This window comes from Nocardioides nitrophenolicus (assembly GCF_016907515.1).
Lineage (GTDB): Bacteria > Actinomycetota > Actinomycetes > Propionibacteriales > Nocardioidaceae > Nocardioides > Nocardioides nitrophenolicus.
The window spans coordinates 358501-383044 of record NZ_JAFBBY010000001.1 but is presented as its reverse complement, the minus strand read 5'-3'; the positions used below and the strand labels follow the sequence as shown (position 1 = coordinate 383044).

The window sequence follows — 24544 nt, the reverse complement described above, 5'->3', positions numbered from 1 at the left end:
CGCCGGCCGCCGAGAATGCTGGGCGTGTCACGACGTGCCTGGGTCCCCGCGGTGCTGCTCGCCGTCCTCGCCGTCGGGTACGGCGTCACGGCCTCCCGCGGTGCGGTCAGCCTCGACGTGTGGTCGGCGAACCTCGCCTCCTGGAGCATCGGGACCACCGGGACGCCCCTGACCGACCTGGACCGCTTCCCCGCGCTCGCCGACAACGACCTGCGAGCCACCTGGGTGGTGCAGCGCGCCGACGGGCGCGATGTCGTCGGCCGGGCCCCGGGCACGGTCGCGGCGGCCGTCCCGGCGTACGCGCTGGCGCATCTGTTCGGGGCGAGCGGAATGTCCATCGTGCCCGGCGGACTGACCGCCGCGCTGCTGACGGCGATCGCGATCACCCTGCTCTTCCTGGCACTCCGAGAACGCCTCGGCGAGCGTCCCGCGCTGGCCGCCTCCCTCGTGCTGGGCCTGACCACTCCGGTCTGGTCGGTCGCCGCCGACGGCGTGTGGCCGCACACGCTGACGGTGCTCGGCATCCTGGGGATGGCGTGGGCGGCGGAGCGGGAACGCTGGTGGCTGCTCGGGCTCTTCGGCGGCGTCGCCCTGTGGGGACGCCTGCATGCCGCCGTGATCTGCGCGGTCGTGGGCCTGCTGCTGGCCTGGTGGCGGCGCCGGCCCGACCTGCTGCTGAAGACCGGTGCGGCCTGCGGGGCGATGCTGGGGCTGATGATGGTCTGGACGCAATGGATGTACGGCAGGTGGGACCCGACCGCTGCCTACGATGTCGGCGTGTTCGTCTCGATCGCCCAGGACCAGGGCCTCGACGGGCTCAACCTGGCCGGCTTCCTCGTGTCGCCCGGCCGGGGCATGCTGGTCTGGACGCCGATCCTGGTCCTGCTGCTGCCCGCGCTGGTGCGGTCCTGGCGTGCCCTGCCGGACTGGTCGCGGGCGCTGGCGGTCGGTGGCGTCGGCTACACCGCCGTCCAGCTCGCGCTGAACGCCTTCAAGGGCGGGGAGGCCTTCTTCGGCTACCGGATCGGGCTCGAGCTGCTCGCCTGCCTGGCGCCCGCGCTGGCGCTGAGCACGCCCCGGATCGGCACGGTCGGGCGGCGGCTGCTGGTCCCCGTCATCGTCGCGCAGGCGGCGGTGTTCGGCTTCGGCGCCCTCGCCGGGCCCGACACGGCGCCCCGGATCAGCAGCACCTGGGACAGCAACGAGCTGGTCGCGCGGGTGGCCGACCAGCCGGCGTACTCGATCGCGCTGCTGCTCGCCTGCGCCGCGCTGGCCGCCGTGGTGGTCCGGATGTGGAACGATCCCGAGCTGCGGAGGAAGGACGGGGCGTCGTGACCGGGCCACATCCCTCCACGGCGCGCTGGGCGGCGCCGGCGCTGTTCGCGGCGCTGGTGGTCGTCTATGTCGCCACCATGGGGCGGGCGCTGAGCTTCGACGTCTTCGCCGCGAACCTGGCGTCGTGGCACATCGCCGAGACCGGCTCGCCGTTCGTGGACCTGACGGACTTCCCGAAGCTGAACAACTGGCCCACTCGGGAGATCTGGATCGTCGAGGCGGCCGACGGGCGCGACGTCATCGGTCGCTCGTCCGGGGTGATCGCCGCCGCGGTGCCGGCGTACCGGCTGGCCGGGCTGCTCGGCTTCCACGACATGGACACGGTGCCGGCGAGCGTGACCGCCGCGGTGCTCACCGCCGCCGCCGTCACCCTGCTGTACGTCGTGCTCCGACGCCGGCTGGCGCAACGCGAGGCGCTGCTGGCGGCCCTGCTGTTCGGCCTGACCACGCCGGTGTGGAGCGTGGCGGCCGACGGCATGTGGCCGCACACGGTGACCGTCTTCGGGATCATGGGAATGGCCTGGGCCGCCGACCGGGAGCGTTGGTGGCTGGTCGGCGTCTTCGGCGGCATCACGCTGTGGGGTCGTTTACACGCAGCGGTGATCTGCGCGGTGGTCGGGCTGCTCCTCGCCTGGTGGCGCAGGAGTCCCGCGATCGCGGCCAAGGTCGCGATGACCAGCGGGGCGCTGCTGGCGCTGACCTGCCTGTGGTCGCACTGGATGTACGGGACGTGGAGCCCGACGGCGGCGTACCGGATCGGCGACTTCACCGCCAACGTCGAACAGAGCCCCGTCGACGTGGTGAACCAGCTCGGGCTGTGGATCTCGCCCGGACGGGGGATGCTGTGGTGGACGCCGCTGCTCCTGGTGCTCGGCTTCGCCCTGGTCCGGGGCTGGCGGGACCTCCCCGACTGGTCCCGGGCCCTGGTGGTCGGGGGAGCGGGCTACACGCTCGCCCAGCTGATGCTGAACCGCTACACCGGGGGCGGCTCGTTCTTCGGCTACCGGATCGGGCTGGAGATGCTGGCCTGCCTGACGCCCGCCCTGGCGCTCAGCGCGCACCGGATGGGCCGGGTGGCCCGGAGGCTGTTCGCCCCGGTCGCCGTCCTCCAGCTCGCCGTGTTCGCCGCCGGTGCCGTGAGCAGCCCCGCGCTCTTCCCCGACGCCGACGACCGCTGGACCCGCAACGAGTACCTGTGGTGGCTGGGCGAGCGGCCGCTCTTCGTCGGGCTCGTCAGCGGCGGCGCGGCGGTCATCGGGATCGTCGTGTGGCGGATGTGGACCGACCCGGACCTGAAGCGGGACTGAGGCGGGACCGACGGCCACCGGGCCGGGTTCCCGCGTCGCACCCGGCATTCGGGTCGTCGATCCACCCGCCGGGCGACCCAGCTGCCGGGTACGACGAGGGGCCCAGCGGATGGATCCGCTGGGCCCCTCGGGTGTCGATCAGGCGGTCAGTGCTCGGTCGGACCGTGCCGGTTGGGGCCGGCCGCGATCTGCGACTCGAGCTCGTGGAGCTCGTGCTCCGCGTGGTGCTGAGCCTCGTGCAGCTCCTCGGCCGTGGGCTTCTGCACGTTGTCCGCGAAGAACACCGTGGCCAGCTTGGCCCGCAGCCTGCGCAGCCGCGCGCTGCGACCGGTGACGCCGGAGGCCTCGATCTCCTCGACCGTCTCGGGCGTCGGGTCGTCGTCGCGGGCGGTGAGCGTGTAGGCCTTGCCCTCGGGGAGGGGGAGGTGCTTCTCGGCGTACCCACCCTCGGGGGAGCGGACCAGCACACCGGTCTCGTAGCCGTGGAGCAGCTTGCCCTCGTCGTGACGCTGGAGCGAGATGCACCAGCGGCGAGTGATGATGAAGGCGATGACCGGGCCGATGAACACGGCGCCACGCATGAAGTACGTGATCTGGTTGATGCTGAGGTGCAGCTTGATCGCGATGATGTCGTTGCCGCCCGCGGCCCAGGAGAGGCCGTAGAAGGTCATCAGCGCGACCATGATCGCGGTCCGGGTCGGAGCATTGCGCGGACGCTGGAGCAGGTGGTGCTCCCGCTTGTCGCCGGTGATCCAGGACTCGATGAACGGCAGCGCCATCAGGATCATGAGCATCAGCGGCGGCATCACCAGGATCGGGATCATCACGTTCCAGGACAGGGTGATGCCCCAGATGTGGGTCTCCCAGGCCGGGATGATGCGCAGCAGCCCGTCGGGCCAGCCCATGTACCAGTCGGGCTGCGAGCCCGCGGTCACCTTGGACGGGTCGTAGGGGCCGTACTTCCAGACCGCGTTGATCGAGAACAGTCCGCCCATCGTGGCGATGGTGCCGAAGACGATGAAGAAGAAGCCGCCCGCCTTGGCCGCGTAGACCGGGAGCATGGGGTAACCGACGACGTTCTGCTCGGTCCGGCCGGGACCAGGCCACTGGGTGTGCTTGTGGTAGACGAGCAGCAGCATGTGGGCGGCCACCAGGGCGAGCAGCAGGCCCGGGATGAGCAGGATGTGCATGGCGTAGAAGCGCGGGATGATCGCGTCACCCGGGAACTCGCCGCCGAACAGGAAGAACGACATGTAGGAGCCGATGACCGGCGAGGCCTTCATGAAGCCGTCGGCCGCCCGGACGCCCGTGCCGGAGAGCAGGTCGTCGGGGAGGGAGTAGCCGGTGAAGCCCTCGATCGTGCCGAGCAGCAGCAGCAGGCAGCCGATGATCCAGTTCAGCTCGCGCGGCTTGCGGAACGCACCGGTCAGGTAGACGCGGAGCATGTGGATCATCATCGAGGCGATGAAGATCATCGCGCCCCAGTGGTGCATCTGCCGCATGAGCAGACCGCCACGGACGTCGAAGGAGATGTCGAGCGAGGAGGCGTACGCCGACGACATGTGGACGCCGCGCAGCGGGTCGTAGGCGCCGTCGTACTGCACCTCGGTCATGCTCGGGTCGAACCACAGGGTCAGGAAGACACCGGTCAGCAGGACGACGACGAAGCTCCACAGGGCGATCTCGCCGAGCATGAACGACCAGTGGTCCGGAAAGACCTTGCGGATGTTCTTCTTCATCGCCGAGCCGAGGCCGAGGCGCTCGTCGGCCCAGTTGGCGATGGCTCCGGCGGCCTTCCCACCCTTGGTGGTGGCGGGCGTCGTGCCGTTGGTCGTGGCGACCTTGCTCATGTCACCAACGGTCATAGTAGTCACGCTCCCAGAAGCTCGGGCCGACGGGCTCGTCGAAGTCACTCTGTGCGACCAGGTAGCCCTCGTCGTCGACCGTGATCGGCAGCTGCGGCAGCGGCCGGCCGGCGGGGCCGAACACCACCTTGCCGGAGTCGGCGAGGTCGAAGGTGGACTGGTGGCAGGGGCACAGCAGGTGGTGGGTCGTCCGCTCGTTCAGCGAGATCGGGCAGCCGACGTGGGTGCAGATCTTCGAGTAGGCGACGATGCCGTTGACCGTCCAGTTGGCCCGGCTCTCGCCCTTGGCGTCCTTGCCCGGCTTGATGTCGCCCGGGTTCATCCGGAGCAGGATCAGCGACGCCTTGGACTTGTGGATCTGGAGGTTCACGCCCTCGACCTCGGTCGGGTCGATGTCGTAGCGCTCCGGGTTGTGCAGGGCGTCGGGCTGGCAGTTGACCAGGTCGCCGATCTCGAGGTCCGAGGCGAGGATGGGGGTCCAGATGCCGTCGCGCACGATGCGCATCGGCTTGTCCTTGGTCCCCTTGCCCCAGATCGTGTGGTAGAGCTTGTCGCCCGGCAGCGGACCGAGGTCGCGCAGCAGCACCACCGCCGGCAGGCCCAGCAGGCCCACCGCGCCGAGCAGCGAGTTGCGGATCAGGGGCCGGCGGCCGATGCCCGACTCGGCGATGCCGTCGTTGAGCGCCTGGACGGCGACCTCGCGGTCGTCGTCGGAGGACTTCGCCGGGTGCCGCAGCTCGGCGATCTCGTGGTCGGCCATGAGCTTGCGGGCCCAGTGGATGATGCCGACGCCGATGAACAGCAGTGCGAGGCCGAGGAAGAGGCCCAGCGCCATCGTGGACGCGCCGAAGCCGCCGATGATGTGCCAGTCGTCACCGATGTCGAGGGTGAAGTAGGAGACCAGGAAGGCGATCGTCGCGAGCGCGGAGAGGCCGAACAGGGTGGCCACCTGACGCTCGGCGCGCTTCTCCTTGGCGGGGTCGACGTCGGTCGGCCGCCACTGGTGCTCGGGCAGGCCCGGGTCCGCGATGGGGACCGCGAGCTCGCCCCCGCTCGCGTCGGGGTGGTTGTCGTGTGCGTCGGTCACGCTGCCGCCTCGTCCTTCTTCTTGCTCGAGCGGGTGGTGTGGGCCGCGATCCAGACGGCGAAGCCGACCAGGAGGCCGATGCCGAAGACCCAGGCGATGATGCCCTCGCTCACCGGGCCCAGGCTGCCGAGCGTGAAGCCGCTGTAGCTCGGGGCCTCGTCCAGCTCGTTGAGGTAGGCGATGACGGCCTTCTTGTCCTCGGGCGGGATGTTGCCGTCGGAGAAGGTGTCCATCGACTGGGGGCCGGTCAGCATCGCCTCGTAGATGTGCTTGGAGTCGACGCCGCGGATCTTGGGCGCGTAGCCGCCGCGCGGCATGGCGCCGCCGGAGCCCTCGAAGTTGTGGCAGGCCGTGCAGTTGGCGAGGAAGATCTGGCCGCCGCGGACGACGAGCTCCTCGATCTCCTTCTCGCTCATTCCCTCGGTGGAGTAGAGCTCCTTGTCGGGGATGGCCGGACCGGTGCCGAGCGAGGCGACGTACGCCGCCAGGGCAGCCGTCTCCTCCTCGGTGTAGACGGCCTCCTTGCGCGGGGCCTGGGCGCCGGGCTGGGCCATGGGCATGCGGCCGGTGCTGACCTGGAAGTCGACCGCGGCGGCGCCGACGTCGGTCAGGGCAGGGCCGTACTGCGAGCCGCCCTGGGTCAGGACGCCCTCGCCGTTCTGGCCGTGGCAGAACGCGCAGCCGACCAGGAAGAGCTCACGGCCCTCCTTGACCAGCGCCGCCTCGTCCTGGTCGTTGTCGGCCTGGGCCGGCGCGAGCGCTGCGTAGAGACCACCTGTCAGCAGGAGGCCGCAGACCAGCACCAGGAGTCCGGCGATCGGACCGCGGCGGTGCCGCGAGAGTCGACCGGCGGAACGGTTCAGAAGGCGCACATTCAGTCCTTGTCAGTCCGGAGGATCCAACAGCTCTTCGTCATCGGAGGCAGTCGCGTCACTTGATCAGGTAGATCGTCGCGAACAGACCGATCCACACGACGTCGACGAAGTGCCAGTAGTACGAGACGACGATCGCGCTGACCGCCTGCTCGTGCGTGAAGCGCCTGGCGACGTACGTGCGGCCGAGGACGAAGAGGAAGGCGATGAGACCGCCGGTCACGTGGATGCCGTGGAAGCCGGTGGTCAGGTAGAACATCGTGCCGTAGGCGTCATGGGGGATGGTGACGCCCTCGTGGATCAGCTCGGCGTACTCGAGGGCCTGGCCGCCGACGAAGATGGCGCCCATGACGTAGGTCACGATGAACCACTCGCGCAGGCCCCACTTGCCGACCTGGAGCAGCGAGCCCGCGCGCGAGACCTGGCCGCGCTCGGCGGCGAACACGCCCAGCTGGCAGGTGAACGACGACAGCACGAGGATCGTGGTGTTGATCGAGGCGAACGGCACGTTCAGCAGCGCGGTGTTGTCGGCCCACATCTCGGGCGAGACCGAGCGGATCGTGAAGTACGACGCGAACAGCGCCGCGAAGAACATGAGCTCGCTGGACAGCCAGATGATGGTGCCGACCGCGACCATGGAGGGTCGGTCGTGCTGGCCGTGCAGGCGCGAGGCCGGGAGAGTTGCCGAAGCTGAGATCGCCACGGTCGCCATTATGGCGGTAACGCTTCCCGTCGGCATCCCGACCCCCCGTTCTGGGTGCTCACCACCCACGACCTACGCTCGAACGGGTCCTGAAACGGGGCCGATCGGTGGAGGGGTGACGGGTGGGACTGGTGGTGTCAGCGGGGGGCGCGGGGGTCGAGAGCCTGCCGCCGTTCGACGCGGGGGCGCTGCTCACCCAGTGGGGCATCGCGCCGCTGCCGCTGATCATCACCGTCTGGGCCACCGGCCTCTACGTCGTCGGCGTGCTCACGCTGCGCCGCCGGGGCGACGACTGGCCGGTCGGGCGCACCCTTGCTTGGGGCGTCGGGATGCTCGCCTTCTACCTTGCGACCTCGTCCGGGCTGGCGGCCTACGACACGGTGCTGCTCAGCGCGCACATGGTCCAGCACATGATCCTGTCGATGATCGTGCCGCTCTCGCTGGCCTTGGGCGCGCCGGTCACGCTCGCGCTGCGCACCCTGCCCCGCCGCCCGCGCGGCTGGCTGCTCGCGCTGCTGCACTCCCGACTGGCCAAGGTGCTGGGCTTCCCGCCGCTCACCTTCGGGCTCTACGTCATCTCGCCGTGGGCGCTCTACTTCTCCGGCTGGTACGAGGCGTCGCTGCGCTCGACGTACGTCCACGAGATGATGCACGTCCACCTCGTCGTGGTCGGCGCGCTGTTCTTCTGGCCGATCGTCGGCGTGGACCCGCTGCCCGGCCGGGTCGGCCACCCCTTCCGGGTGCTGCTGACCGTGATGACGCTGCCCTTCCACGCCTTCCTCGGCGTCACGATCATGGGCCAGTCCACGCTGCTGGGCGGCGACTGGTACCCCTCTCTCCACGACGGTCCGCTCGGGGCGTGGCTCCCGGATCCCTACGACGACCAGAAGCTCGCCGGCGGGATCCTGTGGGGCGCGGGGGACCTGGTCGGGCTGGTGTTCTTCGTCGTGCTCTTCGCCCAGTGGGTGCGCTCGTCGATGAAGGAGGCCGAGCGGGAGGACCGCCGGCTGGACCGGCTCGAGCGCCAGGGCCAACGCGCCGCGACGGAGGTCACACCCGCGGACCCGGCACCCTCCGAGTAGCATCGCGCGGGTGACGTCCCCCAAGACTCTGAAGGTGCTCGTCTACAGCGACGACGTGCACACCCGTGAGCAGGTCATCCTGGCGCTGGGGCGCCGTCCCCACCCGGACCTGCCGGAGCTCGAGTACGTCGAGGTCGCCACCGAGCCGGTGGTCATCCAGAACATGGACGCCGGCGGCCTGGCCCTCGCCATCCTCGACGGCGAGGCGGTCCCCGCGGGCGGGATGGGCATCGCCAAGCAGCTCAAGGACGAGATCCTCGACTGCCCGCCGCTGGTGGTGCTCACCGGGCGGCCGCAGGACGCCTGGCTGGCGACCTGGTCCCGCGCCGACGCCGCCGTCCCGCACCCGCTCGACCCGATCCAGCTCGCGGAGGCGGTCGTCTCGCTGCTCCGCGCCCGCGTCCCCGCCTGACGTGGCGACCTGGCCCGACGTCCTCGGTGCGCTCGTCGCCGGGGAGGACCTGACCCCTGCCCAGGCGGCCTGGGCGATGGGACAGATCCTCGCCGGCGAGGCCACCCCCGCCCAGATCGCGGGCTTCGTGGTGGCGCTGCGCGCCAAGGGGGAGTCGATCGACGAGCTGACCGGGCTGGTCGAGGCGATGTACGCCGTGATGACCCCGATCTCGGTCCCCGGCCGGCTGCTCGACGTCGTCGGCACGGGCGGTGACCGCTCGTTCTCGGTCAACATCTCGACCATGTCGGCGATCGTCGCCGCCGGCGCGGGCGCCCGCGTGGTCAAGCACGGCAACCGCTCCGCGTCCTCCCAGGCCGGCACCGCCGACGTCCTCGAGGCGCTCGGCGTCCGGCTCGACCTCCCGGTCGCGCGGGTGGCCGAGGTGGTCGACGAGGCCGGGATCACCTTCTGCTTCGCCGCCGCCTTCCACCCGGCGATGCGGCACGCCGCCGTGCCCCGCAAGGAGCTCGGCATCGGCACCGCCTTCAACGCGCTCGGCCCGCTCGCCAACCCCACCCGCCCCGCCGCCCAGGCGATCGGGTGCGCCGACCCGCGGCTGGCGCCGGTGATGGCCGGCGTGTTCGCCCGCCGCGGCGTCGACGCCTGGGTGTTCCGTGGTGACGACGGGCTCGACGAGCTCACCACGACCACCACCTCCCGGCTGTGGCGGGTGCACGCCGGAGAGGTCGGCGAGCTCGTCGTCGACCCGACCGCCTTCGGCATCGCACCGGCGACGGCCGAGGACCTGCGCGGCGGCGACGCCCAGCACAATGCCGGCGTGGTCCGCGAGCTGCTCGACGGCAGGACCGGCCCGGTGCGCGACGCCGTCCTGCTCAACGCGGGCGCCGCGCTCGCGGTCTACGACGCCCCCGACGCGCCGTACGACGACGCGCTCGCGGCCGGCATCGCCCGCGCCGCCGAGGCGATCGACTCCGGCGCCGCACGGGCCACGCTCGAGCGGTGGGTGGCGGCGGCCGGAGCCTAGGTCGGCGTCAGCCGGCCGGAGGGGCGAGCAGGACCAGCTCGTCGGTGCGCTGCTCGACCGACCAGCCGACGTGCTGCAGGGCGTAGGCCAGCGGCGCGTCGTCGGGCAGCAGCGCGACCCGCGGCGCGAGCCGGGCGAGGGTGTGGTCCCATCCCGGCGCGAGGTGGTCGAGGTCGGCATAGCGCCGCAGCTCAGCGTCGGTGTAGACGTCGCCGTAGCCGTGGAGCGGAACGTCGAGGCGGGGCGTGAGCCACAGCAGGATGCCGCCGGTCGGCCAGTCGGTGAGCACTCGTGACCCGGCGGGCAGGGCGTCGAGGCGTGCGGCGAACGGCCGGACTCGGTCGGCGGGGTCGTCGACGACGGTCTGGGCGGGGGCGATGGCCACCACGGCCGCCGCCAGGGCGAGCACGACGGCCAGCTCGGGGCGGGACACCGCGGGGCGGTCGCGACGGCGGGCGAGCTCGGCCGCCACGAGCGTCGCGAGGGTGACCACGGCGAGGGGGAGGGTGCGGCCGGAGTAGACGGCGAAGGCGCCGCCCATCGCCAGCAGGCCGAGGTCGTAGGGGCGCACGTCGGCGCGCCGGGCCAGCAGCAGCACGGCCAGGGCGGCCAGCGCCGTCACCGGCGCCGCGCCGAGCGACACCAGCTCGGGCGCCGACCACTCGGCGAAGTAGTCGGCCCTCGCGTTGACCTGCAGCACGGCGGTCAGCAGCCGTGGACCGACCGGCGTCACGAGCGCGGCGAGGAGCATCCCGGCCGGCACCGCCAGCAGGGCCAGGGCCCGGGCACGCTGCGGGCGGCGCTCCGCGACCACCAGCACCGCGAGCAGCAGGCAGGCGGCCACCCCGATGATCCACATGCCGTGGCAGGTGGCCCACAGCCAGCCGAGCGGGATCAGCAGCCAGGGTGGTCGGCCGGAGGTGCGGGCGCGATCCCAGCCGGCCAGCACGGCGACCAGGAAGAGATAGCTCAGCACCTGGGGGCGCAGCGACAGACTGGGCAGGCACCCGAGCACCACGACCGCGCTCAGGGCGACCGCGAGGCCCGGACCGGCGTGGCGGCGGAGCAGCAGGTAGGTCGCGCACACGAAGCCGACCACGAGCACCGCGAAGGCCAGCACCAGGGCGGGGCGGCCATAGGCCTCGTCGAGCCGGGCGAGGACGACCTGTGGCAGCCACTGGGTGGGCACCCATGCGGCACTCGACGCGGAGCTCAGCTGGCCCGGGTGGGCGATCGACCAGCCGTCGAGGAACTCCGCGCCGAAGCGCAGGTGGAAGTAGGTGTCGAAGGCGCGCAGCGGCCGCCGGGCCAGGGCGAGCAGGAGCGCGGCCAGCAGCAGCCCCGCGATCGGCGGGCAGGCCCGGGCGAGCAGGGGGAACCGGGACCCGCCCCGCGCCAGGCCGGCCATCCTCAGTCGAGGCCCAGCGAGAACGCCGCCTCGAGGTCGTGGCGCGAGTAGGCGCGGTAGGCGATGTGGGTCTCGGTGTCGACCACGCCCTCGACCTTGTTGAGGCGGTCGGCCACCACGGCGGCGATGTCGTCGTGGGAGCTCACCCGGACCAGCGCGATCAGGTCGATCTGGCCGGTCACCGAGTAGACCTCGCTGACGCCGTCGAGCGCCGCGATCGCCTCGGCGACCTCCGGGATCCGGGCGGTCTCGGCCTGGACGAAGACGATGGCGGTGATCATGGACTCACCCTAGTCAGCAGCGTCGCGTGGCGGCCCGCGCCCCGCACCGGGCAGGCCCACTCGCCGACGACCTCGACCAGCCGGACGCCCGGCGACTCCAGCCAGCGCAGGATCCGCTCGGACTCCTCAGCCGTGGCCGCCGGCGTCGGGCCGATCGTCGGCAGCACGGTCTCGGCCGAGGCGCGCAGGCCCTCGACGTACGCGACGGCGTCGGCGCCCGCCGGGATCACGCCCGCGGCCGCGAGCCGGCCGTGGCGCACGACGTGGACCGCCCAGCGGCCGTCGTCCTCGCGGCGGGCCGCGACCACCTCCGGGCAGCCGGTCAAGGCGGTCAGCCGCTGGGTGCGCGCCGCGGCCCGGACGAAGTCGGCCAGCCGGTCGCGGTGGTGGGCCGCCTCCTCGAACCGCTCCTGCTCGGCCAGCGCGGACATCCGGTCGTGGACCAGGTCGACCACGTCGTCGGGCCGGGTGAGCAGGGTGTCGCGCAGCTGGCGGACGACGGCGGCGTACGTCTGGGGGTCGACGCTGCCGTCGCACGGGCTCAGGCAGCGCTGCATCTCGGCCAGCACGCAGGCGCTGCGCCGCGGCTGCCGCCCGAACCGGTGGGTGCACTGACGGATCGGGAACACCTCGTGGAGCGCCGCCAGGGAGCTCTCCGCGGCGGCGCGGGAGGAGAACGGGCCGAGGTAGTCGGCGTCGTCGTCGAGCACCCGCTTGACCAGCGAGAGCCGCGGCCACGGCTCGCGGGTGAGCTTGAGCCAGGTGACCTTCTCGGGGTGGCGGGAGCGGCGGTTGTAGGGCGGCTTGTGCTCGGCGATCAGGCGCAGCTCGCGGACCGAGGCCTCGAGGGGGGTCGCGCACTCCACCCCGCTCACCGACGACGCGATCTGGACCATCTCGCCGATGCGGGTGCGCTTCTCGGAGGCGGTGAAGTAGCTGCGGACCCGGCGGCGCAGGTCGCGGGAGGTGCCGACGTAGAGCACCCGGGAGCTGTCGTCGCGGAACAGGTAGACCCCCGGGGCGTGGGGGAGGTGCTCGGCGAGATGGCGCTTGCGCCGGGCGGCGCTCGCGACCTTGCTGGAGTAGCCCTGCAGCTCCTCGAGGGTCTGGACGCCGAGCCCGCCGAGACGCTCCATCAGGCCGTGGAGCACGTCGACCGTCGCCCGCGCGTCGGCCAGCGCGCGGTGGTTGGGCGTCGTGGCGGACCGGAACACCCGCGCCAGCGAGGACAGCTTGTGGTTGGGCGCCTCGTCGCGGGTCACGACGTGGCGCGCCAGCTTGACGGTGTCGAGCACCTCGAAGTCGGGCCAGGCGAGGTCGAGCTCGAGGGCGAAGTGGCGCAGGAAGCCCACGTCGAAGCGGGCGTTGTGGGCGACCAGCACCGAGCCCGCGGCGAACTCCAGGAACGCCGGCAGCGCCGAGCGGATCGGCGGCGCGTCGGCGACCATGCCGTTGGTGATCCCGGTGAGCACCGCGATGAACGCCGGGATCGAGGTGTGGGGGTTGACCAGGGTCTGGAACTCGCCGAGCACCTCGCCTCCGCGCACCTTGACCGCGCCGATCTCGGTGATCCGGTCGCCGTCGCCCACCGAGCCGCCGGTGGTCTCGAGGTCCACGACGCAGAAGGTCACGTCGTGGAGCGGGCGGCCGAGCTCGTCGAAGCTCCGCTGCGCGTCCCACTGGCGTGTGACGGGGGCGGCGGTCATGGGAGTGACGGTAGGCGGGACCTCCGACGGAATAGGGGAGACGCGCGCCGATCGCACCCGGCATCTCGGTCGCGGCCGTGTCCGAACCGCGACCCGGATGCCGGGTACGACGGCGAGGACCGGAGGCCGACCGGGGGCGGACCGCGGGCCGCTCGGGGGTTTGTGTCGGGGGTCCCTGCCACCCTCCCTGCCATGACGAAGATCGACTGCGACACCTGTGTGGTGCGGGGCCTGGCCTGCCACGACTGCGTGGTGACGGTGCTGCTCGGGCCGCCGCCCGAGCTGGTGATCGGTGACGACGAGATGGCGGCGCTCGAGGCGCTGGCCGACGGAGGGCTGGTGCCGCCGCTGCGGCTCGTCCAGCCCGTCGACGGTCCGCACGTCGAGTCCGCCTGAGCGGATGCAAGCTGAGCCTGGAGGGACTGATGTGACGGAGGTGACCCATGTGACGCGCGATCGTGCTCAACACGCCCCCGACCGGTTTGGCGCGACCGTGGCCCGGGACTAGGCTGCACCCTCAGGTGTCCGAGGAAGTGGGTCGACCGACCCGCGCGGGCACCGCGCTGAGTCCGGGCCCACTCGGGGGTTCGGAGCCGGGGAACCAACCACTCTGGGGTGAATCCCGCACGAGGCGCGCAGGCGAGGGTCCGACCGGACCACCGTCGACGCGAGGAGTGCGGGTAGGGCGAGTCGTGCCCGAACCCGTCAGCTCACCCGGTAGGCGTACGACAGCAGAGGGGACCGCCAGCTCGTGCTGAACGGCCGGACACGTACCACCGCCGCGCTCGCGGCACTCGCCGTCACCGGAGCGATCACGCTGTCCATCAGTGGCAGCCCCGCGCAGGCCGAGCCCGACATCGAGACCGTGAAGGCCCGGGTCGACCGGCTCTTCCACGAGTCCGAGCAGGCCGCCGAGCGCTACAACGACGCCGAGCTCGAGCTCGCCGAGCTCGACGGCGACCTGTCCTCGCTCGAGGCCGACCAGTCCCGCCAGGGTGACGCCCTCGCCGGCGTGCGGTCCGACGTGCGCGACTCGCTCATCCAGCAGTACCAGTCCGGCAGCCTCGGCCCGACCGGCGAGCTGCTGTCCTCCGACTCGCAGGGCTTCCTCGACGAGCTCTCCACCCTGTCGACGGTGGAGGGCCTGCAGGACTCGCTGCTCGCCGACTACGGCGACGAGCTCGAGGCCTACGACATCCGCAAGGAGCAGACCGAGAAGCGCCGCTCCGACATCAACCAGCTCAAGGCGACGCTCGCGGAGGAGAAGAAGACCGCCGACGCCAAGCTCGCCGAGGCCAAGGACCTGCTCTCGCAGCTCGAGGCCGAGCAGCGCGCGGAGTTCCTCTCGCGCAACGCCGGGCGGCCGATCGACGCCAACACCATCCCGGCCAGCGGCCGCGCGGCGGTGGCGATCAAGTACGCGCTCGCCCAGGTCGGCGACGCCTACGTCTGGGGTGCCGCCGGGCCGAACGCCTTCGACTGCTCGGGCCTGACGATGATGGCCTACGCCCAGGCCAACGTCAGCCTGCCCCACTCCTCGCGCGCCCAGTACGGCAGCGGCGCCCACGTCGCCAAGAGCGACCTGCAGGCGGGCGACCTGGTCTTCTACTACAGCCCGATCAGCCACGTGGGGATCTACCTCGGCAACGGCCTGATCGTGCACGCGGCCAACCCGGGCGCCGGCGTCAAGGTCTCCGACCTCGACGAGATGCCCTACGCCGGAGCGGTCCGGCCTGGGTGAGCCGGCGGGCCGGGCGCCAGCTCGCAGTCGTTCTCCTCGCCGTCGCGCTGGTGGCGGGCGGCTGCTCGAAGGACGAGTACGTCGCGCCGCCCCCGCCGACGACCAGCGAGGTCGCCGACCCCGCGACCGCGGCCGACACCCTGGCCTCGCTGCAGGCGGCGATCCACGACGGTGACCCCGCGGCGGCCGCCGAGCTCGGCGCCGACGCGGCCGGCCGGGACCTGCTGACCGCGGTCGTCGCCAATGCGGCCGCGCTCGGGCTCAGCGACGTCACGCTGCGCTACGTGACCGAGACCGGCCGGACCGGCGGTGCCGACGGCTGGGACGGCGAGGTCGCGGTGACCTGGCGGATCGAGGGGCACGACGCCGCCGCCGCGCGGACCGAGCTGCCGGTCTCCTTCGCGAGCCACGGCGCCACCATCGCCGGGATCGGGGGCGACGGGGCCCGGCTGCCGCTGTGGCTCTCCGGGCCGCTGCGCGTCGAGCGCGCCGACGACGTGCTGGTGGCGGTGGCCGGCGACCCGGCCCGGGCGCCGGACTACCTCGCCGCCGCGCGTCGTGCCGTCGCGCAGGCGCGGGCCGTCGTCCCCGGCAGGAGTGGGCTGGTCGTCGAGGTGCCGGCCGATCCCGACGGCCTGCAGCGCACGCTCGACACCTCGCCCGGCCAGTACGCCGCGATCGCCGCGGTCACCGCGTCCGTCGACGGCTCCCAGGCGGCCGGCAGCCCGGTGCACGTCTTCCTCAACCGCACCGTCTACGACGACCTCGACCGGGTCGCCGCCCAGGTCGTGATGACCCACGAGGCGGTGCACGCGCTCACCGACGCGATCGCGGCCCGGCAGGCGCCGCTCTGGCTGGTCGAGGGCTTCGCCGACTACGTCGCGCTGCGCGACGTCGACCTGCCGCTCACCAGGACGGCGGGGCAGATCGCGACCGAGGTGCGCCAGGACGGCGTACCGAAGACCTTGCCGCAGGATGGCGACTTCGATCCGTCGGCGAGTCACCTCGGCGGGGTCTACGAGGCCGCGTGGCTGGTCTGCGTCACGATCGCGGAGCATGCCGGCGAGCGCGCGCTGGTCGATCTCTACGAGCAGGTGCGGGCGGGGGGCGAGCCGGCCGACGCGCTGCGCGAGCACGCCGGCTGGACCGAGGCCGAGCTGACCGCGGCCTGGCAGCAGCGCCTGCGCGCATTGCCCGGCGTGGCAGGCTGACTGCTGTGGAGGACCGATCGGCGGTGCGCAGGGTCGCGCTCGGCACGGTCCTGGTGGGCGCGGCCGCCTTCGCGCTCGTCGCCGCGACCCGGGTGCCGTGGCACCCGGTGCCGGGCGGCCTGCCCGATCCGGTGACCGCCTCCTCGGTGTTCACCCAGGCCCAGATCGACCGCGGCGAGCACTACGCCCTGTGGGGCCGGATCTGGAGCTGGTCGCGGCTCGCGGTCTCGCTGGGCGTCGCCGCCTGGCTGGGCTTCGGCCCGCTGGGCCGCCGCTGGGTGGCCCGGCTGCGCGGCTGGTGGTGGGTCCGGGTCGTGACGGCCGTGGCGGGCCTGACCCTGGTCGGCGTCCTGGTCACGCTGCCGTTCGGCATCGCGCTGCGCCGGCTCGGCCTCCAGGAGGGCCTGGTCACCGGGACCTGGGCGGCCTGGGGGACCGACCAGGTGAAGAGCTATCTCGTCACCGTCGTCGGCACGTCGATCGCGGTGGTCGCCCTCGTCGGCTGCATGCGGCGGCTGCCCCGGCTGTGGCCGGCGGTGGCGGGCCTGGCGGCGGCCGTGCTGGTGGTGCTCGGCTCCTTCGCCTACCCGGTGGTCGTGGAGCCGGTCTTCAACCGCTTCTCCTCGCTGCCCGAGGGCCCGCTGCGCACCCAGGTGCTGGCACTGGCCGACGCGGAGGGGGTCCGGGTCGACGACGTGCTGGTCGCCGACGCGTCCCGGCGCACGACCACCTTGAACGCCTATGTCTCCGGCTTCGGCGACAGCCGCCGGGTGGTGCTCTACGACAACCTGGTCACCGGCACTCCCACCGACGAGACGCTCTCCGTCGTCGCGCACGAGCTGGCTCATGCGAAGTACGACGACGTCCTCACCGGGACGCTGCTGGGTGCGGCGGGCGCGGCGCTCGGCGTGGGGCTGCTGGGCCTGCTGCTGGCCGTGCCGCGCCGCGGGCGGCCGGGGGAGTCCGACGAGGTGTCCGCCGTACCCCGGGTGCTGGCGCTCGTCGCGATCGCGACGGTCCTGGCGGCGCCGGTCCAGAACGGGGTGAGCCGGGCGATCGAGACCCGGGCGGACCAGACGGCGCTGGAGGTCACGAACGCCCCGCAGGCATTCGTGGACCTCCAGCGCCGTCTGGCGCTGCGCTCCCATGCCGACCCCACACCTCCGGCGTGGTCGCAGTGGTGGTTCGGCTCGCACCCGACGGTGCTGCAGCGGATCGGGCTGGCCAACCAGTACGAGGCGCGCGCTACGGACTGAGCGCGGAGTCGAAGCTCGCGTTGGTCTTCTCGAAGAGTCCGTCCACGCCGCCACCGAGCATCACGACCGCGAAGACGATGACGGCGGCGAGCAGGGCCACCAGCAGGCCGTACTCGACGGCGGTGGCGCCGCGCTGGTCGGGAGTGCTCGGCGTGGTCATGACGTTCCTTCGGGTCGAGGTGCCGGAAACGGCATCGGCCGCGTCCCCGTGACGGTGACGCGGCCGATGCTGAGGTTCGATCAGGCTCAGCCGGCGCTGTCGAGGCTGTCGTTGACCTTGCCGAAGGCGTCGTCGAGCTTGCCGCCGAGCAGGATCACGGCGCCGATGATGACGGCGGCGATGAGGGCGACGAGCAGGCCGTACTCGACGGCGGTCGCACCGCGCTCCTCCATCTTCGCGAGGCGGCCGTTGAGCAGGATGTTGAGGTACTGGATCATCGGGGTCTCCCTGTGCACTGGTTCTTCGTGTCCCCGGGGAGTGCTTTCCCCGATGACCAGAACTCTGCCGGAACGCCGCCGGAGACGGATCGGGAGTTCGTCTCCTCGCTGCTAGTCACTTCGGACTACCGGCGAGCGACGGCCCGGACCACCCCTCAGCGCGCCGCCGGCTGCACGGTCGAGAGCAGCCCGATCCGCATGGCGGTGACCAGTGCCTGGGCGCGGTTGGCGGCGCCCAGCTTCTGGTAGATCCGGGCGATGTGGGACTTCGTGGTGGACTCGGAGAGGTACAGCTGGGCGCCGATCGCGGCGGCGTTGAGGCCCTCGGCGAGCAGCAGCAGCACGTCGTGCTCACGCTCGGTCAGCGCGGTCGACTCCGCGGACTGCCGGCGCATCATCGCGCCCACCAGGCCCGCGCAGACGAAGGCCCGGGGCGAGACGGCGGCATGGCGGGCCGCCTTGATCACCTCGGTGGAGGGGGCGTCCTTGCCGACGAAGCCGGAGGCGCCGGCCTGCATGGCGGCGAAGATCTGCTCGTCACCGGAGTGCATCGTCAGCACGATGAGACCGATGTCGTCGCTCTCCTTGCGCAGGGTGCGGACCACGTCGAGCCCGGTGCCGTCCTGCATCTGCAGGTCGGTGATCACGACGTCGGGCCGCACCTCGCGGGCGCGCTGGATCCCCTCGCCGACCGACCCCGCCGTGGCGACGACGTTGAGGTCGGGCTCGAGGTCGATGACGGCGCCGAGGCCGTCGCGGATCAGCTCGTGGTCGTCGATCAGGAGGACCGTCGTGGTGTCGCTCATCGCTGCTCCGTGAGGATAGGGGAGTCGCCGCTCGCGCCCGCGCTCCGGGGGATCTTGAGGGCCACCGAGACGGTGAGTCCCCTGCTGGCGTTGTCACGGACCACGAGCTCCGCGCCGATCAGTCTGGCACGTTCGCGCATGATCTTGAGTCCGTGCGAGTCCGCGCGCGCCGCCTGCAGCCCGACGCCGTCGTCGGTGACCGTGATGATCGCCTCCGGGGCGTAGACCTGGCACCGGACGTCGATCGAGGTGGCCCGGGCGTGCTTGACGGCGTTGTTCATCGCCTCCTGGGCGATCCGGAACAGCTCGGCCTCCACCTCGGGGCGCAGCCGGGTCGGCTGCTCGTCGAGCCGGACCCGGATCGGGATGCCGGAGGACTCGGAGAGGTGGCGCGCGACATTGCTGATCGCCGCGCCGAGGCTCTCGCTCTCGCCGATGCTGGTGCGCAGGTTCATCACCGACTGCCGTACCTCGGCGACGACTTTCGATACCCGCTCACGCAGCATGCCGAGGGCCTTGGCCTGCTGCTCGTCGGCGGGCCGGGCGGCCAGCGCGTCGATGATGTAGCCGAGCGACGCGATGTCCTGGGCGACGCCGTCGTGCATCTCGCGGGCCAGCCGGTTGCGCTCGTCGGCGGTGGCGGCGTCGCGGAACTGGGCGAAGAGCAGGGCGGCGTCCAGCTTCACCGAGATGTCGGTGAGGTCGGCGACCGTGGCGCTCAGCGGCAGCGGCCGGGAGACGTCGGCGCCGACCGGGCGCAGCCCGGCGACGATCGCGTGGTCGCTGGCCCGGAACGCGAAGCCCTCGCCGATCTGGACCGGTCGCGCGTCGCCGCCGTCGCGGATCCGGACGTCGCCGGCGAGGGTCTCGGCCGCGACGGCGTCGGCGGAGTCGGCGTCGATGGTCGAGGCGACCGGGGTGAGCGTCTCGCCGCGTGGCACGTAGACGACCAGTCCCCGGTTGGGGATGTCGTCGCTGACCTGGCTCAGCAGCTCGCCGGCGAGCGCGCCGACGTCGAGGCCCGAGCTGAGGCTGCCCGCGAGCTCGAGCAGCTGGCGCAGGTGCTCCTGGGCGTCGCGGTACGGCGCGAGCGGGTCGGGGACCCGGTCGGAGCTGAAGGTGACCGCGGCGATCAGGCTCAGCCCCAGCCCCGCCATCGACCAGGTGAAGATCGCGACCGCCTGGTCGGCGGTGATGGTCTCCCACCACATCAGGCCCAGCGCGACGACGGCGATCAGCTCGACGAGCACGGTGCGGATCATGGTGCGGACGCCGGCGACGGCGGTCGCGTAGAGCGGTGGCACGACCAGGGCCGCGAGGATGACCGGCGCGTCGGACATGGCCAGGGCGCAGACGATCCCGATCGCGGCGCCCTCGGTCATCGGGCTCAGCGACAGCTCGAGCTCGCGGCGGGTCGCGGTCACCGCCTGGTAGACCCACACCGCGCCGACGGCGGCGAGCGCCATCAGCCCCTGCTCCTGATGGAACCAGACGATCGGGCCGCCGATCGCCAGCAGCGCGAACAGACGCGCGGCGCCGACGACGGCGTACGTCTGGCTGCTCGGCATGGTCTCCACCCTAGTGCTGAGCCGGCCTGCTCACTTGCCGTTGAACGCGTCGAGTGCGTTCAGCACGGCAGGCCCCATGACGACGACGAACAGGCAGGGGAGGATGAAGAAGATCAGCGGGACCATGATCTTCACCGGCACCTGCTGGGCCTTCTCCTCGGCGTACTGGCGCCGCTTGACCCGGATCTCGCTGGACTGCACGCGCAGCACCTGGGCGATCGGGATGCCGAAGGCGTCGGCCTGCACCATCGAGCCGACGAAGGTGTTGAGGTCCTCGACATTGCTCCGGGCGCCCATCGCCTTGAGCGCCTCGGAGCGGCTCATGCCGAGCTGCATCTCGCGCAGCACCCGGGAGAACTCCTCGGCGATCGGGCCGGTGGTGTTGCGCGCGACCTGCTGGACCGCCGCGTCGAAGCCGAGACCGGCCTCCACGCTGATGGTGAGCAGGTCGACGGCGTCGGCCAGGGTGCGCCTCATCTGGTCGGCGCGGTGGGCGGCCTTGTTGTACAGGTAGAGGTCGGGGCCGACGAAGCCCAGCAGCGCGGCGGCGACGGCGACCACGAGCAGCACGGTGAACGAGCCGCCCAGGAGCAGCCCGTAGGCCACCACGACGACCGGGAGCACGACCGCGCACAGCACCTTCATGGACAGCACCCGGTCGATGGTCCAGCCGCGCGGGTTGCCGGCGAAGTCGAGCCGGCGCCGGATCCGGTCGGCCTTGTCGGCACCGGTCAGCCGCCGCCCGAGGGCCAGGGCCCGGGCCTGGAAGGGCGCGAGGATCCGGTCGGCGAAGGGCTGGTCGGCCTGCTCGGCCAGCTCGTGGCCGGCCTGACCGGACCGCTCGAGGGCCTCGAGAGCGCGGGCGAGCCCGCTCGGCGGCTCCTTGGCGAAGGCAGCGCCGGTGGCGGCGATCGCCGCGACGAACAGCACGAATGCGAGCAGGAGCAGCATCAGGCATCCACCTTCACCATGCGTGACATCCAGAAGCTCCCGATGCTCATCCACAAGATGCCGAACCCGGAGAGCACCCAGCCGCGCGGGTCGTGGATCAGCGGGTCGAGGAAGGGCCGGTTCACCAGGAAGAGGAAGAGGAAGAAGCAGATCGGCAGCGCGCACAGGATGACCGCGGACAGCCGGCCCTCGGCCGACAGTGCCCGCACGTGCCGGCGCAGGTACTGCCGCTCGCGCATGGTCGCCGCGACCGTCGTCAGCAGCTCGGCCAGGTTGCCGCCGACCTGACGCTGGATCCGGATCGCCATCACGGCCCAGCCGAAGTCCTTGCTCTGGAAGCGGTGCGCGACGCCCTCGAAGGCGTCCTCGATGGAGACCCCGATCCGGGCCTCGACCAGCACCCGCTTGAACTCGGAGGCGATCGGCTCGGGCCCCTCGCGAACGACCGTGTCGACCGCCTGGGCGAGGGACAGGCCGGCGCTCAGCGCGCCCGACAGCAGCTGCAGCACCTCGGGCAGGGCCGCGTCGAAGGCGCGTCGGCGGCGACCGGCCATGAACCTCAGGTACAGCGGCGGGAGCGCGAACCCGACGAGCATGAAGAGCAGCCCGACGACGAGGTTGCCCTGGCCGAGCAGCAGACCGACGACACCTCCCGCGACGACCGCGCCGACGTGCAGCAGCAGCCACTCCGAGGGCTTGAACTCGCTGCCGGCGGCTCCCAGCCGGCGGGTCATCCGGTCGTTGAGGGCGCTGTTGCGCTGCAGGATCTCGGCCGCGGCCGCCTTGGCCTGGTCGAGCACCGGGTCGGCCTGCGGCTTGTGGGCGCGCTCCTCGACGCCCGCCACCCGGGTGCTGTACGCCGTCACCCGGTCCGCGATGCTCATCGGCGCGGGCTTGGGCGGCACCAGCAGCAGCGCCACCGACACCAGGCCGACGGCGAACACGCCGACGCCGACCCACAGCAGCCAGTCGGGGGCGGTGAACCCGCCGCCGTCCGGGTCGGCGATGGTGGGCAGCGGGGCCGCGGTGCCCGGCGTGCTGGCCGCCTCGATGGTGGCCAGGCTGCGCGCGACGACCGGCTCGCCGTCGCTCGTCGGCAGGCTGACCTCGACGGTCGCGACCCGGGCGGAGAAGCCGGAGGGGAGCGGCGCGGTGACGAGGACCTGGTCGGCCAGTGCCTCGGCCTGCTCGGCGAAGGCGGCGGCCAGGGCCGGTCCGGTGGAGGTGATCACCTCGCCCTTGGCCGCGCCGGCGATGGTGCGCAGCGGGGTGAGCTCGTTCTCGGCGAGGTCGAGTCCGACGATGTTGACCCGGGTGCCGGCGTCCTTGATCGCGGCGGTGGCGTCCTCGATGGACGCCGCGGAGCCCGCGTCCGCGCCGTCGGAGAGCAGCAGCACGGCGCGCTGTCCGGTGTCGCCGGCGAGGTCGGTGGCGGCGATGATGCCGTCGTACAGCAGGGTGTTGCGCTGCAGGCTCAGCCCGTCGACGACGGCGCGCGCGGCGGCTCGGTCGGTCGTCGGCTCCAGCGCCACGTCGACGGTGCTGTCGAAGGTGACGATGCCGACCTCGACGTCGTCGGGGACCGCGTCGAGGTAGCTCGTCGCGGCCTGCTGGGCGGCCTCGAACCGGCCCTGCTTGCGCATCGAGTTGCTGGTGTCGATCGCCAGCACCGTGGTGCGCTTGACCGCCGAGCCGGACGTGGTGCTGCTCGCGGTCGCGTCCAGGGAGGTGCCGTCGAGGCTCGCGGTCGCGCCGGACAGCTCGACCCGGCTGCCGGCAGGCACGTCGACGAGGATCCGGATGCCGTCGCCGGTCGACTCGACGTGGGCGATGCCCCCGTCCACGGCGTACGCCGGCGCCCCGACCAGGACCGCGAGGAGGGCGAGCAGCAGCGACGCCGTCCACCGGGCGCACCCGCGGGCCATCCGCCGCCCGGGCATCAGATGCGTTCCGTCCGGAAGATCGTGGGGTCGACGGCGACGTTGGCGTAGGCCAGCTTCTCCAGGAACTTGGGCCGCAGGCCGGTGGAGCGCAGCCGGCCGAGGATCCGGCCGTTCTCGTCGAAGCCGGCGGAGTTGTCGAAGACGAAGATGTCCTGGAGGGTGATGATGTCGCCCTCCATCCGCTCCACCTCGGTGATGTGGGTGATCCGGCGCGAGCCGTCCTTGAAGCGCGTCTGGTGCACGATCAGGTCGACGGCCGAGGCGACCTGCTCGCGGATCGCGCGGATCGGCAGGTCCATGCCGGCCATCAGCACCATCGTCTCCATGCGGGCCAGCGTGTCGCGGGGGCCGTTGGAGTGCAGGGTGCAGATCGAGCCGTCGTGGCCGGTGTTCATGGCCTGGAGCATGTCGAGCGCCGAGGCGTCGCGGACCTCGCCGACGACGATCCGGTCGGGGCGCATGCGCAGGCTGTTGCGGACCAGGTCGCGGATGGTCACCGCGCCCTTGCCCTCGATGTTGGCCGGGCGCGACTCGAGCCGCACCACGTGGTCCTGCTTGAGCTGGAGCTCGGCGGCGTCCTCGATGGTGACGATCCGCTCGTCGGTCGGGATGAACGACGACAGTACGTTGAGGGTGGTCGTCTTGCCGGCGCCGGTGCCGCCGGACACGATCACGTTCAGTCGCCCGCGCACGCAGGCGTCGAGGAAGTCGGCGGTCTGCGGGGTCAGGGAGCCGAAGTTGATCAGGTCCTGGACGGTCAGCGGGTCGGTGGAGAACTTGCGGATGGTCAGCGCGGAGCCGTCGATCGCCAGCGGCGGCACGATGGCGTTGACGCGGCTGCCGTCGGGCAGGCGCGCGTCGACCATGGGGGAGGACTCGTCGACGCGGCGGCCGATGCGCGACACGATCTTGTCGATGGTGCGGCGCAGGTGCGCCTCGTCGGCGAAGTGCGCCTCGGCCTTGACCAGTCGGCCGTCCTTCTCCAGCCAGACCTCGTCGTGGCCGTTGACCATGACCTCGGAGACCTCGGGGTCGCGCAGGTAGGGGTCGATCGGGCCGTAGCCGAGGATGTCGTCGGTGATCTCCTGGGTCACCCGGACCCGGTCGGCCGCGCTGAGCGGGCGGTCCTGCGCGCCGAGGACGTCGGACAGGACGGTGCGGACGGTCTGGTCCAGCTCCTCCTGGTCCATCTCCGCGTCGTACAGGTGCGGGCCGAGCTGCTTGATCAGCTCGGTGTGCACGCTGGACTTGAGGTCCTCGAGGCGGTCGGTCTCGGTGCCGGCGATCCGGCGTCCCGGCTTGCCGTCGGCACCCGCCGCGGCGGCCCGGGACGAGAGCGGGCCGGGGGTCTTCTGCCCGGAGGCGGGCGCCTCGCCGTCCGACGCGGGCGAGGTGGGTGGTGCGGCTGGTGCGGGCGCGGCGGGCTCGGTCGCGCCGACCACGTCGGCGAGGAGCGCGGCGTCGGCGGCCGGCGCTGCGGCGTGGCGGCCCTGGGCCGCGGCCTCGCGGCGGGCCGCGGCGAGGCGCTCGGAGAGGCTCGACATG

23 protein-coding genes and 1 riboswitch are annotated in these 24544 nt (G+C 72.3%); of the genes, 9 read left to right on the top strand and 14 right to left on the bottom strand.

All coding sequences use genetic code 11. From position 1 onward, the window contains the following. Positions 1–24 precede the first annotated feature (24 nt). The gene (locus tag JOD66_RS01840; RefSeq protein WP_204835252.1) at positions 25–1335 is read left to right on the top strand and encodes a glycosyltransferase family protein; all 1311 of its coding nucleotides are present in this window, start codon (positions 25–27) and stop codon (positions 1333–1335) included. Further along, positions 1332–2642, top strand: coding sequence for a hypothetical protein (locus JOD66_RS01835; protein WP_204835251.1), 1311 nt, complete (start codon positions 1332–1334; stop codon positions 2640–2642). Before JOD66_RS01840 ends, JOD66_RS01835 begins: the two co-directional genes overlap by 4 nt. A gap of 146 nt (positions 2643–2788) precedes the next feature. On the opposite strand, the gene qcrB is transcribed toward JOD66_RS01835, so the two are convergent. From qcrB to ctaE, 4 genes are read right to left on the bottom strand one after another with little or no spacing between them, the layout of a single operon-like run. Then, a complete protein-coding gene (gene qcrB / locus JOD66_RS01830) occupies positions 2789–4492 on the bottom strand; it encodes a cytochrome bc1 complex cytochrome b subunit (protein WP_239545026.1) in 1704 nt (567 codons plus the stop codon). A gap of 1 nt (position 4493) precedes the next feature. Beyond that, complete coding sequence (qcrA, locus tag JOD66_RS01825; RefSeq protein WP_204835249.1) at positions 4494–5594, bottom strand: cytochrome bc1 complex Rieske iron-sulfur subunit; 1101 nt, start codon at positions 5592–5594, stop codon at positions 4494–4496. Further along, positions 5591–6466, bottom strand: a complete 876-nt coding sequence (qcrC, locus tag JOD66_RS01820; RefSeq protein ID WP_204835248.1) for a cytochrome bc1 complex diheme cytochrome c subunit — start codon at positions 6464–6466, stop codon at positions 5591–5593. Before qcrC ends, qcrA begins: the two co-directional genes overlap by 4 nt. A 58-nt stretch (positions 6467–6524) precedes the next feature. Further along, positions 6525–7178, bottom strand: coding sequence for an aa3-type cytochrome oxidase subunit III (gene ctaE, locus JOD66_RS01815; RefSeq protein WP_204835247.1), 654 nt, complete (start codon positions 7176–7178; stop codon positions 6525–6527). Positions 7179–7291: 113 nt separating this feature from the next. On the opposite strand from ctaE, the gene JOD66_RS01810 reads away from it, so the two are divergent. The 3 genes from JOD66_RS01810 to trpD are packed head-to-tail and all read left to right on the top strand — an operon-like array spanning position 7292 to position 9690. Beyond that, the gene (locus JOD66_RS01810) at positions 7292–8251 is read left to right on the top strand and encodes a cytochrome c oxidase assembly protein (RefSeq protein WP_307823237.1); all 960 of its coding nucleotides are present in this window, start codon (positions 7292–7294) and stop codon (positions 8249–8251) included. Between the two features lie 10 nt (positions 8252–8261). After that, the gene (locus JOD66_RS01805) at positions 8262–8663 is read left to right on the top strand and encodes an Rv3143 family two-component system response regulator (RefSeq protein WP_204835246.1); all 402 of its coding nucleotides are present in this window, start codon (positions 8262–8264) and stop codon (positions 8661–8663) included. Position 8664: 1 nt separating this feature from the next. Then, positions 8665–9690 (top strand): anthranilate phosphoribosyltransferase, encoded by a 1026-nt coding sequence (gene trpD / locus JOD66_RS01800; RefSeq protein ID WP_204835245.1) that lies wholly within the window; start codon positions 8665–8667, stop codon positions 9688–9690. A gap of 7 nt (positions 9691–9697) precedes the next feature. Here the strand turns inward: trpD and JOD66_RS01795 are convergent, their stop codons facing one another. From JOD66_RS01795 to JOD66_RS01785, 3 genes are read right to left on the bottom strand one after another with little or no spacing between them, the layout of a single operon-like run. Then, entirely contained in the window at positions 9698–11098 is a 1401-nt protein-coding gene (locus JOD66_RS01795) for a hypothetical protein (protein WP_204835244.1), read from the bottom strand. Between the two features lie 2 nt (positions 11099–11100). Then, positions 11101–11379, bottom strand: coding sequence for an Lrp/AsnC family transcriptional regulator (locus JOD66_RS01790; RefSeq protein WP_204835243.1), 279 nt, complete (start codon positions 11377–11379; stop codon positions 11101–11103). Further along, complete coding sequence (locus tag JOD66_RS01785; protein WP_204835242.1) at positions 11376–13085, bottom strand: DEDD exonuclease domain-containing protein; 1710 nt, start codon at positions 13083–13085, stop codon at positions 11376–11378. The genes JOD66_RS01790 and JOD66_RS01785 overlap by 4 nt, the downstream gene beginning before the upstream one ends. Positions 13086–13277: 192 nt before the next feature. Here JOD66_RS01785 and JOD66_RS01780 point away from each other — a divergent pair, with 192 nt between their 5' ends. The 4 genes from JOD66_RS01780 to JOD66_RS01765 all read left to right on the top strand — a co-directional run bounded on the left by JOD66_RS01780 (position 13278) and on the right by JOD66_RS01765 (position 17293). Further along, complete coding sequence (locus JOD66_RS01780; protein WP_204835241.1) at positions 13278–13481, top strand: hypothetical protein; 204 nt, start codon at positions 13278–13280, stop codon at positions 13479–13481. A gap of 166 nt (positions 13482–13647) precedes the next feature. After that, positions 13648–13824: riboswitch (cyclic di-AMP (ydaO/yuaA leader) on the top strand. A 12-nt stretch (positions 13825–13836) separates the two neighbouring features. Further along, positions 13837–14826, top strand: a complete 990-nt coding sequence (locus JOD66_RS01775; RefSeq protein ID WP_307823236.1) for a C40 family peptidase — start codon at positions 13837–13839, stop codon at positions 14824–14826. Next, a complete protein-coding gene (locus JOD66_RS01770) occupies positions 14823–16037 on the top strand; it encodes a hypothetical protein (protein WP_204835240.1) in 1215 nt (404 codons plus the stop codon). The genes JOD66_RS01775 and JOD66_RS01770 overlap by 4 nt, the downstream gene beginning before the upstream one ends. Before the next feature lie 5 nt (positions 16038–16042). After that, the gene (locus tag JOD66_RS01765; protein WP_204835239.1) at positions 16043–17293 is read left to right on the top strand and encodes a M48 family metallopeptidase; all 1251 of its coding nucleotides are present in this window, start codon (positions 16043–16045) and stop codon (positions 17291–17293) included. Here the strand turns inward: JOD66_RS01765 and JOD66_RS01760 are convergent. The 7 genes from JOD66_RS01760 to JOD66_RS01730 all read right to left on the bottom strand — a co-directional run bounded on the left by JOD66_RS01760 (position 17283) and on the right by JOD66_RS01730 (position 24543). Beyond that, the gene (locus JOD66_RS01760; protein WP_204835238.1) at positions 17283–17453 is read right to left on the bottom strand and encodes a Flp family type IVb pilin; all 171 of its coding nucleotides are present in this window, start codon (positions 17451–17453) and stop codon (positions 17283–17285) included. The genes JOD66_RS01765 and JOD66_RS01760 overlap by 11 nt on opposite strands. An 86-nt stretch (positions 17454–17539) precedes the next feature. After that, complete coding sequence (locus tag JOD66_RS01755) at positions 17540–17731, bottom strand: Flp family type IVb pilin (protein WP_204835237.1); 192 nt, start codon at positions 17729–17731, stop codon at positions 17540–17542. A 155-nt stretch (positions 17732–17886) separates the two neighbouring features. Next, positions 17887–18537 carry a response regulator gene (locus tag JOD66_RS01750; protein WP_204835236.1) on the bottom strand — a complete coding sequence of 217 codons (651 nt, stop codon included), beginning with the start codon at positions 18535–18537 and terminating at the stop codon, positions 17887–17889. Continuing rightward, positions 18534–20105: a sensor histidine kinase gene (locus tag JOD66_RS01745; protein WP_204835235.1), complete on the bottom strand. Its 1572-nt coding sequence runs from the start codon at positions 20103–20105 to the stop codon at positions 18534–18536. Before JOD66_RS01745 ends, JOD66_RS01750 begins: the two co-directional genes overlap by 4 nt. 30 nt (positions 20106–20135) lie before the next feature. After that, the gene (locus tag JOD66_RS01740; protein WP_204835234.1) at positions 20136–21056 is read right to left on the bottom strand and encodes a type II secretion system F family protein; all 921 of its coding nucleotides are present in this window, start codon (positions 21054–21056) and stop codon (positions 20136–20138) included. Then, positions 21056–22996 (bottom strand): type II secretion system F family protein, encoded by a 1941-nt coding sequence (locus tag JOD66_RS01735; RefSeq protein ID WP_204835233.1) that lies wholly within the window; start codon positions 22994–22996, stop codon positions 21056–21058. Before JOD66_RS01735 ends, JOD66_RS01740 begins: the two co-directional genes overlap by 1 nt. Further along, positions 22996–24543: a TadA family conjugal transfer-associated ATPase gene (locus JOD66_RS01730; protein WP_204835232.1), complete on the bottom strand. Its 1548-nt coding sequence runs from the start codon at positions 24541–24543 to the stop codon at positions 22996–22998. Before JOD66_RS01730 ends, JOD66_RS01735 begins: the two co-directional genes overlap by 1 nt. Position 24544: the final 1 nt, after the last annotated feature.